This is a genomic window from Mesorhizobium sp. M1409, assembly GCF_040317535.1.
Classification (GTDB): domain Bacteria; phylum Pseudomonadota; class Alphaproteobacteria; order Rhizobiales; family Rhizobiaceae; genus Mesorhizobium.
Genome location: NZ_JAMYKV010000030.1, coordinates 1 through 12,493, shown reverse-complemented (window position 1 = coordinate 12,493; position 12,493 = coordinate 1). Strand labels below are relative to the sequence as shown.

Here is a 12,493-nt window from a genome sequence, read left to right as displayed (position 1 = left end):
AACCGTTCCCTGGCAACCGGATATGAGTGCTGGACATGATGTTTATACCCAATCTACTTTCCACTGAAAGTGGGAGCGAAAACATCGTGCGGGCAAGAATTGTCATCGTCGAGGATGAGCCCGATTTGAGGGACGCGGTCGCCGAATATCTTGGCGCCGCCGGCTATGACGTGGTCACGGCTGAAAGCGCCGCCGCCGCACGCAGCCTCGTTGAAACGCAGTCGTTCCATCTCGCCATCCTCGACATCGCCATGCCCGGCGAGGACGGCCTCTCGCTCGGCCGCTGGCTGCGCTCGAAACTGCCGATCGGCATCATCTACGCGACCGCCGCCGGCACCGCGCTCGACCGCATCGTCGGGCTGGAACTCGGTGCCGACGACTACATCGTCAAGCCCTACGAATTGCGCGAAGTGCTGGCGAGGGTCCGCAGCGTGTTGCGCCGGGTTCCCCAGCCGCAGGAGCTTCAGGACAAGAAGGCCAGGACGGATCGCCGTGCCGTTGCCTTCGGCCCTTTCCAGGCCGATCTCGACGGCAGGCTGGTCACCGGCGCCAATGGCGCGGTGATCGACATGGCCAAGAGCGAATTCGACGTGCTGGAGGTTTTCCTGACTCGCGCCAACCGGCTGCTGACCCGCGCCGCGATCTCCGAGGCGATCGGCTTCACCGAAGACCCGGAATCGTCGCGCGCGGTCGACATTCGCATCATGCGGCTGCGCAAGAAGATCGAGACCGACCCGGCCAACCCAAAATTCCTGCGCACGGTGCGCGGCGAGGGCTATATCTTCTCGCTGCCGACCGGCGACGGCAACTGAGCAGCGAGGCCAGAGGGGTTAGCATTCGCAGCAATTGCTCGCCGATCGAATTGGCACGACTCCGGAATGACGGCACAAGATGATCGCTGAGGCAGCAAGCACGGATATGCAAGGGTTCAGGCAGGGCGCGGCGATGGCGGCCGTGCGTGTCGTTCGCCGGCTGCGTGAGGCCGGCGACTGGCAGCGCGAGATGGACGGCATCCTGGAAACGCTCTGCCGGGCCATGGATTGCCAGCGCGGCATCCTGTTTCGCTTGCGCGAGCTGCCCGGCCAGGGTTTCGCCCAATCCGTCGCCGCCTACTGGATCGACCCTCTTTTCGGCGGCGAACTGGCGTCGCCGACCGTCATCATGCAGTCGGTCGTCAATTCGGATCCGCTGCTGGAGCGGCTGGCCGAGGACGAACGGCAAGGCAAGATCTTCGCTGGCCATACGCGCGATCTCGAAGGCTTTCTGAGGACCGACTTCGAAAAGCAGAACATCAAGTCGTTCCTGTCGGTGTCGGTCTTCGCGCATGGCCATCTGTGGGGCACGCTGGCGGTCAATGACTGCGTCAACGAGCGCGAGTGGACCGACGAGGAAGAAGCGACGCTGCACATCATCGCACTCGCCATCGGCGACGCCATCGAGCACTCGCCCTCCGAAGCCCATGCCAGCGAGGTCATTCGCCGCACCATGCTGCAGGCCTCGCTCGACGCCATCGTCGTCATCGATGAGACCGGCTCGATCATCGAATTCAATCCGGCCGCCGAGAAGATGTTCGGCTTCCAGCGCAGCGACATCCTCGGCAAGGACCTGCTCGATACCATCGTGCCGATCTACTACCGAAAGGGCTATGCTTCGGGGGCCGAATACATGTCCGGCCGCGGCGCGCCGATGGTCGGCCAACGGCTCGAGACGGTGACCCAGAACGCCGCCGGCGAAGTGTTCCCGATCGAACTGACGGCGACCGAGATGCGGGTCGCGGACCGTCGCCTGATCTTCGGCTCCATCCGCGACCTGCGCGACAAATTGCGCGCCGAGGAGGAGATCGGCCGTCAGCGCGAGAAGTTGCATCAGAACGAGAAGATGGCGGCGATGGGTTCGTTGCTGGCCGGCGTCTCGCACGAGTTGAACAACCCGCTGGCCGTCGTGGTGGCGCAATCGACGCTGCTGCACGAATTCGCCTCCGATCCGCAGACCAAGGTGCGCGCCGAGAAAGTGCGCGCGGCCGCCGAGCGCTGCGGCCGCATCGTCAAGAGCTTCCTGTCGATGGTCCGGCTTCATCCGGCGGCGCAAGCCGAGACCGACCTCAACCAGGTGATCCGGGCGGCACTGGAAGTGACCGCCTATGGCGCGCGCTCCAGCGGCATCATCATCGACACCGACTTCGCCGCCGGTCCGCTGCTGGCCATGGCCGACGCCGACCACGTGACGCAGGTGGCGGCCAACTTCCTCATCAACAGCCAACACGCCTTGGCCGGCATTGCCGGCGACCGGCTGATCAAGGTGCGGACGTTCCGCAGCGACCGGGGTCACCCCTGCTTCTCGGTCGAAGACAATGGGCCCGGCGTGCCGGAAGCGATCCGCGGCCGCATCTTCGAATCCTATTTCACCACCAAGCCGGTCGGCGTCGGCACCGGCATCGGCCTGTCGATCTCGAAATCGATCATCGAGCGGCACAATGGCAATGTCTGGTTCGAGGAAGCGATGCCGAGGGGGGCGCGTTTCGTCGTCCAGCTGCCCGCCATTGTAGCCGGCCTCGCCACTGTTGGCGACAACCAGCCGCGATCGAGCGGCCTGCGCCATGCCCTGATCATCGACGACGAGCCGGATGTCGCCGGCTCGCTCTCCGACATTCTCGAATTGATGGGCATCAAGTCGCGGATCGCTCCGGTCTGGGAATCGGGCGCGGCCACCTTGGGCGGCCACATGCCGCCCGACATCGTCTTTTCGGACCTGCGCATGCCCGGCATCAGCGGCATATCGATCTATCGCGAGCTGCTCGCCGAAAAGCCTGACCTGGCGCGGCGTTTCGTGCTGGTCACCGGCGATCTGATCGGCGCGAAGGCCGAAATCGAGGCCCTGCCGGCGCAGCAGCGGCCGCAGATCCTGGAAAAGCCGTTCAGTACGCTGGATGTGCGCAGTGTGCTGTCAGCCATCGCCGAACAGGCGGCCTTGAAAGGATAAAAAAGGAGGCCCCCGGGGGCGGGGGCCGAAGAAGAGCGCGCCTGGAGGGAGCGCTCGGGGAGTTCAGAGCATGATCCCAAAGTGGGAACCGGTTCGAGATCATGCTTCGACGGAAATCAGAAAATGTTCGGCGTGCCGGTCAACGGCGCGGCGTTGGCGATCATGCGTATCGCACGGGTCTTGTGCGCTCCGGACTGCTCGGCGATGGCGTGCAGGCAATCGATGCTCTCGGCACCCCAGGCCTGGCCCTTGCAGGCGAAGTCGGTCACCGGCATCGGCAGACGCGCGGTCCTGCTCGTCGTCTGCGCGCCGTCGATGAGGTTGGCCGGCGGATTCAACGAAGCGAAGGCCGGCCCGATTGTCGGCATGAACGCCATGCCGACGAAGGCGCAAGCAGCCAGCACCATGAACATCGCCATGGGGTGGTCGCTGGCCCGCTGGCGCAGCGCCAGCTTCGGACGGCGGTCATTGCGCTCTGGAGCCTGAAGGCGGCAATCGCCGCGGATCGTCTGGATTTTCGCATGCATTGCCTTCCCCTTCGCCGAGTTTCTTTTTGGTGATGAAACGAACTTAGCCGCGCTTTGTAACAAGGCAACGGTGGCGCATGACTGACAATGTAACGAGTTGGAAACAGCATTTCGGGCAGAATCGGGCAAAAGCGGGCGCGCTGATGCGTTCTTCATCCCGACAGCGACTCTCGACTGATTCCGCCGACTGTGCTGATCCGAATGCCTGTGAATCAGCGAACCGGCCGGAGAATAGCGAAGCCATTTTCGCCCTCGCGAAAGCGCCTGGTCCTGCTCCCCTTCGCTTCCGAAGTCGGGTCGGTACAGTGTCCCCTGAAACCCCGACTAACACCCGGGATTCTCCGGGACTTTCCGGGCCTACAGCTGAGTGGATTTCGGCTCCGGACGAGATGAAAATTCCACTGCGGAAACCGCCTAATTTTCACAAACCATTGCATTTCAATGAGAAATATGCTTTTATTGAATAAGTATTCAATAAAAAGAAGAGACGTTTTATGAACCCGCACCTCCGTGACGTGGCGATCCCCAACGATTGGGACCGGCGGGGGCTCCCGGGCTGGAGTTACCATTCCGATGCTCTTCTCGAGCTTGAGAAGGAGCATGTTTTCCGCAATCACTGGCAGATCGTCGGACACGTTTCGGACGTGCCTGACGTTGGCGACTATCTAACCATGGACGTTGTCGGTGAACGCGCCTTGATCGTGCGCGGCAAGGATGGCGTCGTGCGCGGCTTCAACAACATGTGCCGCCACCGGGGCAGCCGCGTCGTCGCCGACAGCCAGGGCAATTGCAAGAACGCGCTGGTGTGCCCGTTCCATGGCTGGGTCTACAATCTGGACGGCACGCTGCGCGGTGCCGCGCGCCCGCGCTCCTTCCCCGATCTCGACAAGACCGAGTTCGGCTTGATGCCGCTCGATCTGGAGGTCTGGATGGGCTTTATCTTCATCCGCTTCCGCAATGGCGGGCCGCAGCCCTCGGTCGCCGAACTGATGAAGCCGATCGAACCCGAATTCGCGCATTACAACGCCGCCGACATGGTGCCCTCCTGGGGCATCTGGAGCCAGAAGACCCCGGTCAACTGGAAGTCGGTGCGCGATGTCGACAATGAGGGCTATCACGTCGCCATGGCGCATCCCGCCTTGCAGGATCTTTATGGCGCGACCTATTTCGACGAGCCCTTCATCAACGGCGTCTCGCGCTCATTCGCCACCTACAACCCACATGCCGGCCGGCGCTGGAGCGTCAAGAACTACGTCGAGATCGCGCCGGAGCCGGCACATCTGCCCGACTATCTGAAGAAGGCCTGGGTCTATTACGGCATCTTCCCCAATGCGGTCATTTCGGTGATGCCGGAATCGGTGCAGTTCTATCACGAATTTCCACTGTCGACGGGTGAGACGCTGCTGCGCGGCGCCATCTACCGCTACCGCGACGAAAGCCGCGAGCAGGCCGCCGCCCGCTACCTCTCCTTCCGCATCGACCGCGACACCATGTCGGAAGATGTGCAACTGTCGGTGTGGTCGAACGAATCCATGCTGTCCGAAGCCTTCGAGGGTTTCTATCTCTCGGACCTCGAATACGGCGTGCGCACCCACCACGACCACCTGCGCAAGATGCTGCCGGTGCTCGGCCTAGAGACCGCGCCCGAGGAGAAGGACATGTGGAACTTGAACGACGCGCTGAGGTCGCGGTCGTAGACGACGTTGGTGGTTGGCGAAATCGCCGATGAGAGCGCCCCTCTCCCGGTTCTACGGGAGAGGATGCCGGCTGGCAGGTGAGGGGCAGCGCCGAACTTGCGAAATTGTCGCCTCGACAGACGACTGCTTTGCAGCGGATGCGGCCAATCGCCAACGCAGCCCCTCATCCGCCTGCCGGCACCGTAGAACGGGGAGAAGCGAGTTACCCCCGCCACACGCCTTCTTTCCTCAGATCATCCATCGTTCGTGAAATGCCCTCGCGCAGAATGCCGATCATGTCGTCGATCTGCTCGCGCGTGATGACCAGCGGCGGCGACATCACGCACATGTTGATCAGCGGCCGGACCAGCAGGCCGAGCTCATGGCAATGGGCGTCGATGCGTTTTCCCACATCCTTGTCGAGCTGCAGCTGGTCCTTGCTTTCGCGGTCCGCCACGCATTCGACGCAGCCCATCAGTCCGAGGCCTCGCACCTCGCCGACCAGTGGCAGATCTTCCAGCGTCTTCAGCTGCGCCTGGAAATAAGGCGCGACCTCCCGCGTGTGGGCAAGCACGCCCTCTTCCAGCAGATCGAGGTTCTTCAACGCCACGGCGCAGCCGACGGGATGACTGGTGTAGGTCAGGCCGTGACCGAACATCGCATCGGGATGGTTCGACCGGCGCAGCTCTTCCAGCAGCCGCTCCGAGATGATGACGCCGCCGAGCGGGAAATAGCCCGAGGTGACGCCCTTGGCGAAGGTGATCATGTCCGGATCGATGCCGAACATTTCGCCCGAGGCAAAGACGTGACCGAGCCGGCCGAAGGCCGTCACCACCTCGTCGCAGACATAGAGAATGTCGTTGTCACGGCAGATCTCGCGGATGCGCTTGAGATAGCCATCGGGCGGCACCACGACGCCGCCGGATGCCTGTACCGATTCGCCGACGAAAGCACCGATCCGTTCAGCGCCGACACGGGCGATGGTGTCGCGGAACTGATCAACGAGGAAATCGGCGAAGGCGGCAAGGCTCATGCCGTGCGGACGACGGAACGGATCGGGCGACGACAGCTTGATGACCAGTTCGCCGGCACCGTCCATCCAGTCGCGGTCGCGGGGGCGGCCGTTGAGCGAGGCCGACAGATAGGTCGAGCCGTGATAGGCGCCGCCGCGGCTCAGGATCAGCTTCTTTTCCGGCCGGCCACGCACATTGTTGTAGAACTGCATGAAGCGCAGCGCCGTTTCGACCGCGGAAGAGCCGCCGGTGGTGTAGAAGACGTGGCTGAGGTCGCCCGGCGCGTGGCCGGCGATGCGCATGGCAAGCTCCGCCGACGGCGCGTTCATCGTGTACCACGGCGTGTTGTAGGACAGCGCCATCGCCTGGTCGTACATCACCTTGGCGAGCTCCTCGCGGCGGTGACCGACATTGACGCACCACATGCCGGCTGGCCCGTCGATCAGCCGCTTGCCGGTGCTGTCGGTGATGTAGATGCCGTCGCCCTCGCCGATCAGCGCGCGAGCCTCGGTGCCGACCGAACCGGCGAACGGCCAAGGCTGGACGAGATGGCGCTTGGCCAGTTCGACGGCATGGTCGCCGGGCTCCCCGCCGGCCATCTCGGTCGCCTTCAGGTCTCTTGCCGCAGCCATCATCGCCTCACATTGCTTCACAGAATTCATCGGTCATGAAATGAGATGCCAAGCGTCGGAAACAGCGGCTTTCGTCACTTCATTTTGAATGTTCGTTCAATCAATATTTCAGAATTGGCGCTTGATTTCAATCCAAGGATGCGCGCATGATGAAAGAAAGCCGGCAAGGGGAAAAAGCAGCCGGCGCCAGCACAATGGGATGCCGCATGGCGGGACAGTCCAGGCCAGCAACCGAGATCGCACCTGGGGCCCTGCCCCCCGGAGACTGGCAATGACGGCGGCCGCGGAAGGGTCGCCCCCGTTGCGCATGACGCGGGCCAGACGAAATGCCCTTCTGCAGTCCGAACCCGTACAGGGCCTCGCTCTAATCAGCCCGACCTTCATCTACGCACTCATTCTTCTGGTCCTGCCGATCCTGGTGGTCATCGCGCATTCCTTCTGGACGCAGCACTACCTGACCATCGACCGCACCTTCACGCTGGAAAACTACCGCGTCGCGCTGACCGAGCCGATCTACCGTGATCTGCTGTGGCGCTCGCTCTATATCTCGCTGACGGTCAGCCTGCTCACAGTCCTTTTGGCCTATCCGATCGCGTACTTCATCTCGTTCCATGGCGGCCGCCACAAGAGCCTTTGGCTGTTCCTCATCACCATCCCGTTCTGGACCAGCTATCTGCTGCGCGTGATGTCGTGGAAGGTCATCCTCGGCTACAACGGCGTCCTGAATTCCGGCCTGATGGGCCTCGGCATTATCGATGAGCCGTCGACCGCGCTGCTCTACAATTCGAGCGCCGTCATCATCACGCTCACCCATGCCTGGGCGGCCTTCGCCATCCTGCCGATCTTCGTCTCGCTGGAAAAGATAGACCGCACGCTGGTCGAGGCGGCCACCGATCTCGGTGACGGACCGCTGCGCTCGTTCGTGCGCGTGACCTTGCCATTGTCGGCGCCAGGCGTCATCTCGGCGGCGCTGATCGTCATGATCCCGACCGTCGGCGACTACGTCACGCCGAAGCTTGTCGGCGGCAAGGACGGCGTCATGATCGCCAATGCCATCCAGGCGCAGTTCGGCAAGGCGTCCAACTGGCCACTGGGTGCCGCCCTATCCGTCGCCACAATGCTGATCGTGACCCTGATGGCCGGCGCCACGGTGCTGATCATCCGCGCCGTCCAGAGGCTGGCGCGATGAGTGCGGTGCGGCGCCTCCTGTCCGGCGGCTGGCTGGCCGTCTATGCGTTTCTCTACGTCGTGTTCCTCTATCTGCCAGTCATTTTCCTGCCGATCTTCTCGGTCAACACGGCGGCGACACCAAAATTCCCGCTCACCGGCTTCACCTTGCATTGGTACGAGGACCTGCCGCGCACGCCGGCACTGCTCGACGCCACCTGGAACAGCCTGATCGTCGGGATGTCGGCAGCGGTCTTGTCCACTGTGCTCGGCATCCTCGCCGCCCGTTCGATCACCCGCTACCGCTATCCCGGCCGTCGCACCATCAACGGCCTGATCATGGCGCCGCTGGTGCTGCCGGAAGTCATCGTCGCCATCTCGATGCTGCTGGTGATGCTGCAGCTTGGCTTGAGCCTGTCGCTGTTCACCGTCGTGCTCGGCCATGTGCTGGTCTGCATTCCCTATTCGATGACGGTGCTGACCTCCGGCTTCGAAGGCTTCGACCGCAGCCTGGAGGAAGCCTCCGCCGACCTCGGCGAGAGCGCCTTCGGCACCTTCCGGCGGGTAACGCTGCCGATGGTGGCGCCTGCCATCATCTCCAGCCTGCTTGTCTGCTTCACCATCTCGCTCGACGAGTTCATCATCGCCTTCTTCCTCACCGGCACCGAGGCGACGCTGCCGATCTACATCTGGGGGCAATTGCGCTTCGCGGCCAAGCTGCCGGGCGTGCTGGCGCTGGGCACACTGTTGCTGGTTGCCTCTTTCCTGTTGATGACCGTCGCCGAAACCCTGCGTCGCCGCACGGCCAGACGCACCCGGAACGAGGGAGGCCTCTATGCCTGAGCAGCCCCAAATCTTGCGCCCCCAATCCGACCGATCCATGATCGAGATCAAGAGCGTCACCCGCAGCTACGGGGCGTTCAAGGCGCTTGACGACGCCTCCTTGACCATCAGGGAAGGCGAGTTCTTCTCGTTGCTCGGCCCGTCCGGTTGCGGCAAGACCACGCTGCTGCGCATGATCGCCGGCTTCGACAATCCGACCAGCGGTTCGATCTCTGTCGGCGGCCAGCCGATGGAAGGCATCCCGGCCAATCGCCGGCCAACCAACATGGTGTTCCAGAGCTACGCGATCTTCCCGCATCTCAATGTCGAACAGAACGTCGCCTATGGGCTGAAGCGGCTGAAGCTGCAGGGCGGCGAGGAAAGGCGCCGGGTCGAGGAGGCGCTGGCGCAAGTCTCACTGACCGGCTTCGGCAAGCGCCTGGCGACAGAACTTTCCGGCGGTCAGCGACAGCGCGTCGCGCTCGCGCGCGCTCTGGTCATGCGGCCCAAGGTGCTGCTGCTCGACGAACCACTGTCGGCGCTGGACAAGAAACTGCGCGAGCAGATGCAGGTCGAACTGCGCCGCCTGCAGCAGGCGGTCGGCATCACCTTCGTACTGGTCACTCACGACCAGTACGAAGCGCTCGCCATGTCCGACCGCATCGCCGTGATGTTCGGCGGCCGGATCGCACAGGTCGCCTCGCCGAAGGAGATCTACCAGCGGCCGGTCACCCGCCAGGTCGCCGACTTCCTCGGCGGCATGAATTTCGTCAAGGCTCGGATCGTCGAGGAGAACGGCGCGTCGCTGGTCGTCGACACGCTTGGCTTCGGCCGGATCAAGACCGACAAGCCCAAGGCTTTTGTCCGCAATGGCGGCGGCGCCACGCTCGGCATCAGGCCGGAGCGCCTACGCGTGCTGTGGGACAATGCGACAGCGAAGTTCGAGGTTGCCGGCAAGGTGGTCGAACGCCACTATTTCGGCGAGATCACCCATCTGATCGTCGAGATACCGGGACTGGAAAAGCCGCTATCGGTGACCGAAACCAACGATTTCGGTGCCGATGACATCCCGGTCGGGACCTCGATCCGCCTCGCCTACGATCCCGAGGCTTTGGTGGCGATGGCCGATTGAAGCTCGGCGATGATTCTTCGCGCGGCAATGCGCCCGGCAACGATCGCGCCTTCGACATAGCCGGGAAATGACGGCGACAGTTCCGACGACGCAAAATAAACCGGCGGCGCGCCGGCCAGGATGGTACGCTCGGCGTCGGTCGCATCCATGTCGACGATGAGGTCGCTGTAGCCGCCAACGCTGCCTTCGTCGTCGAACCAGTATCGGACGGCAAAGCCGAGCCATTTCGCAGCCTCTTGACCGAGAGCCGCAACGAGACGCGCCGCAATTCTGGTGCGGAGGCCTTCCTGCCCAAAGCCGCGCCATTCGATGGCGGACGGACCGCCAATGAAAACCACCAGCGCCGGATGATCGTCATCCTTGCTGGCGTCGCAGGCAAACAAACCTGGCTGGTCGCGCCACATCACCATGCCGCTCAAGCCCTTGGCTCGCCAGAAGGCGGTGGGATAGCGCACCAGCATCTTGATCACCGTACCGCTCCGCCAGACACCGAGTGCTTTCTCCAGGGCCGCCGGCAGTGGCGGCGAATAGTCGATCCTCGACGCCATGACTGGCGGCACGGCGACGAGCAGACAACGAGCCTCTATCGAACCCGCGCCGGCATGGACTGACACGCCATTTGCGCCTTGCTCGATGCGCGTGACATGCGCGCCAAGCCGCACCCGGATGCCCAGATCTTGAGCCAAATCCTCCGCCAGCGAATGCATCGTCTCCGCGAGAAAATATTGCAGCTCCGACACCTCGTTGGTAATACGGCGATCATTGTCGATGAGGTGCCAAAGCGGTAGCTTCTCCAGTGCCTGGCACCACAGACCTTCGATCATCGAGCGAAAGGCTGCCTTGGCGTCCTCGGGGTCGCCCTGGCGATCGAGCCAGGCGGCGGCTGATAAGCCGGCTGTATCAGGATCATCAGGCGCGATAGCATTCATGCGATCGCGGATCGCCATCGAGCCGACATAGGTTTGTGCCGCCTCCCCCGCGGACATCGCCGGCTGGGCGATAAATTCGCCGTCTACATAGGTCTCGACCAGCGTCTTGCCGTGCTCCTCGACCAACGCCATCAGCGCCGGCATATCCTCGCACAGGAACTGACCACCGCTGTCGACACGCTCGCCGTCGCCGATCTCCATGGACTCGACCCGCCCGCCGACGCGGTCGCCCGCTTCGAGCAACAGAAAATCTATGCCGGCTGCCTTCAGCTCAAGCGCCGCCGACAGGCCGGTGAAGCCGGCGCCGACGATGACGACATCGGTTCTTTCCTGTTCGCTCTTCAATAGCCGGCCTTGATCTTCTCGAACTCGGCGGCCATGCGCTGCTTGAGCTCCGGCGCCACAGGCTGCTGAAACAGCGTCTTGTCGAGAAACTCGTCGAGATTGTCGAAGCCGCGCTCGGCCAGCACCTTGTGGTCGATCGCTGCCATGCCGGCGCCGTTGCCATGGCCGTAGCCGAAGGTCTTGACCAGGTAGTCCGACACGCCGGGTGCGTTGACGGCGCTCAGGAATTCATAGGCTTCGTCGAGCTTGCCAGGCGCGTCCTTCATCAGCACATAACCGCACACCCAGGTCGAAATGCCTTCCTTGGTGTCGCGGTTCATGGCGATCGGCATCCCTTGCCCTTTTAGCGTCACGAAGGTCTCGTTCCAGCCCCAGACGAGATCGACCTCATTGCCGATAAACGCCTGGTTGAGGTCGGTGTCGTCGGTCCAGTAGAAGCGGATATTCTTGTGCACATCGCGCAGGAAGGCGGATGCCTCTTGGAACTGCGCATCGGTCATCTTGGTCCAGTCCTTGAGGCCTATCACCAGGCTTGCCAGCGCGTAGGCGTCATCGACATTGTCGCCGATGGTGACGCGGCCCTTGAACTTGGGATCGGCGAAGACCTTCAGCGACTGCGCCTGTTCTGTCGTCACCTTGTCGGTGCGGTAGAGCAGCGAGGTGTTGCCCCAGTCGAACGGCATGAACCAGGCCTTGCCGTCGGCGGTGACGGCGAGATCCCTCATCGCCATGATGCCGGGATTGAGATCCTTCCAGCCTGATATCCTGGACGTGTCGAGCGGCTGCAACATGCCGGCCTCGCGCCATTTGACCACGCTTTGCGAACAGGGATGGGCGATGTCGGCCTTGAAGCCGGCGCGCATCTTCTCGAACGCTTCATCCTCGTCGCCGAAGAAGGCGAAGGTCGGCTCGGCGCCATATTTGGCGGTGTAGGCCGGATGCAGCAACGGATCTTCATAGCCCGACCAGTCGAACACCACGAGGTCGCCGCCGCCCTCGGCGAAGGCATGGACCACGCCGACGCCGATCATGCATGCGGCGGCAAGGGCAAGGCGGCGTAGCATCGATTTCATGGCTGAGAATTCCCCCGGTCGCGAAAACGTCACCGCAAAGTTAGGAGAATTCCCAGACTTTTGCGAGCCGTCTGCCACTCGATCGACGCGCAGGCGGGACACCCAGAAAGGGGCTAGTACCTCTGCACAGGGATTATGACTCTTTGGCCGTTGGCTTTGGATAGGCCTTGGCCAATTTAAGGCGCGCTTGTTCGGTTG

General features: G+C 62.9%; 10 protein-coding genes. 6 read left to right on the top strand and 4 right to left on the bottom strand.

From position 1 onward, the window contains the following. Nucleotides 1-38: 38 nt before the first annotated feature. Both NKG99_RS21835 and NKG99_RS21830 read left to right on the top strand, forming a co-directional pair. Nucleotides 39-812 carry a response regulator gene (locus tag NKG99_RS21835; RefSeq protein WP_352870753.1) on the top strand — a complete coding sequence of 258 codons (774 nt, stop codon included), beginning with the start codon at nt 39-41 and terminating at the stop codon, nt 810-812. 79 nt (nt 813-891) lie between these two features. Further along, nucleotides 892-2,979, top strand: a complete 2,088-nt coding sequence (locus NKG99_RS21830; protein ID WP_352870688.1) for an ATP-binding protein — start codon at nt 892-894, stop codon at nt 2,977-2,979. Nucleotides 2,980-3,095: 116 nt separating this feature from the next. On the opposite strand, the gene NKG99_RS21825 is transcribed toward NKG99_RS21830, so the two are convergent. Then, entirely contained in the window at nt 3,096-3,506 is a 411-nt protein-coding gene (locus NKG99_RS21825; protein ID WP_352870687.1) for a hypothetical protein, read from the bottom strand. Nucleotides 3,507-4,000: 494 nt separating this feature from the next. Here NKG99_RS21825 and NKG99_RS21820 point away from each other — a divergent pair, with 494 nt between their 5' ends. Continuing rightward, on the top strand, nt 4,001-5,203 hold the full coding sequence (locus tag NKG99_RS21820; RefSeq protein ID WP_352870686.1) for an aromatic ring-hydroxylating oxygenase subunit alpha: 1,203 nt from the start codon (nt 4,001-4,003) through the stop codon (nt 5,201-5,203). A gap of 202 nt (nt 5,204-5,405) precedes the next feature. Here NKG99_RS21820 and NKG99_RS21815 read toward each other — a convergent pair whose 3' ends face one another. Next, nucleotides 5,406-6,827 carry an aminotransferase gene (locus tag NKG99_RS21815; protein WP_352870685.1) on the bottom strand — a complete coding sequence of 474 codons (1,422 nt, stop codon included), beginning with the start codon at nt 6,825-6,827 and terminating at the stop codon, nt 5,406-5,408. A 271-nt stretch (nt 6,828-7,098) separates the two neighbouring features. On the opposite strand from NKG99_RS21815, the gene NKG99_RS21810 reads away from it, so the two are divergent. The 3 genes from NKG99_RS21810 to NKG99_RS21800 are packed head-to-tail and all read left to right on the top strand — an operon-like array spanning nt 7,099 to nt 9,948. Further along, the gene (locus NKG99_RS21810; RefSeq protein WP_352870684.1) at nt 7,099-8,016 is read left to right on the top strand and encodes an ABC transporter permease; all 918 of its coding nucleotides are present in this window, start codon (nt 7,099-7,101) and stop codon (nt 8,014-8,016) included. Continuing rightward, a complete protein-coding gene (locus NKG99_RS21805) occupies nt 8,013-8,837 on the top strand; it encodes an ABC transporter permease (protein WP_352870683.1) in 825 nt (274 codons plus the stop codon). The genes NKG99_RS21810 and NKG99_RS21805 overlap by 4 nt, the downstream gene beginning before the upstream one ends. 37 nt (nt 8,838-8,874) lie before the next feature. Beyond that, nucleotides 8,875-9,948 (top strand): ABC transporter ATP-binding protein, encoded by a 1,074-nt coding sequence (locus NKG99_RS21800; protein WP_352870682.1) that lies wholly within the window; start codon nt 8,875-8,877, stop codon nt 9,946-9,948. Here NKG99_RS21800 and NKG99_RS21795 read toward each other — a convergent pair. Continuing rightward, nucleotides 9,912-11,222 carry a flavin monoamine oxidase family protein gene (locus NKG99_RS21795; RefSeq protein WP_352870681.1) on the bottom strand — a complete coding sequence of 437 codons (1,311 nt, stop codon included), beginning with the start codon at nt 11,220-11,222 and terminating at the stop codon, nt 9,912-9,914. The two genes, NKG99_RS21800 and NKG99_RS21795, sit on opposite strands and share 37 nt — an antisense overlap. Beyond that, a complete protein-coding gene (locus tag NKG99_RS21790) occupies nt 11,219-12,295 on the bottom strand; it encodes an extracellular solute-binding protein (RefSeq protein WP_352870680.1) in 1,077 nt (358 codons plus the stop codon). The genes NKG99_RS21795 and NKG99_RS21790 overlap by 4 nt, the downstream gene beginning before the upstream one ends. Nucleotides 12,296-12,493: the final 198 nt, after the last annotated feature.

Excerpts from the sequence above, each read along its gene's own strand:
- NKG99_RS21815 (WP_352870685.1), bottom strand. The coding sequence starts at position 6,827 with ATGGCTGCGGCAAGAGACCTGAAGGCGACCGAGATGGCCGGCGGGGAG.
- NKG99_RS21805 (WP_352870683.1), top strand. The coding sequence starts at position 8,013 with ATGAGTGCGGTGCGGCGCCTCCTGTCCGGCGGCTGGCTGGCCGTCTAT.
- NKG99_RS21825 (WP_352870687.1), bottom strand. The coding sequence starts at position 3,506 with ATGCATGCGAAAATCCAGACGATCCGCGGCGATTGCCGCCTTCAGGCT.
- NKG99_RS21800 (WP_352870682.1), top strand. The coding sequence starts at position 8,875 with ATGATCGAGATCAAGAGCGTCACCCGCAGCTACGGGGCGTTCAAGGCG.
- NKG99_RS21830 (WP_352870688.1), top strand. The coding sequence starts at position 892 with ATGATCGCTGAGGCAGCAAGCACGGATATGCAAGGGTTCAGGCAGGGC.
- NKG99_RS21835 (WP_352870753.1), top strand. The coding sequence starts at position 39 with ATGTTTATACCCAATCTACTTTCCACTGAAAGTGGGAGCGAAAACATC.
- NKG99_RS21790 (WP_352870680.1), bottom strand. The coding sequence starts at position 12,295 with ATGAAATCGATGCTACGCCGCCTTGCCCTTGCCGCCGCATGCATGATC.
- NKG99_RS21810 (WP_352870684.1), top strand. The coding sequence starts at position 7,099 with ATGACGGCGGCCGCGGAAGGGTCGCCCCCGTTGCGCATGACGCGGGCC.
- NKG99_RS21820 (WP_352870686.1), top strand. The coding sequence starts at position 4,001 with ATGAACCCGCACCTCCGTGACGTGGCGATCCCCAACGATTGGGACCGG.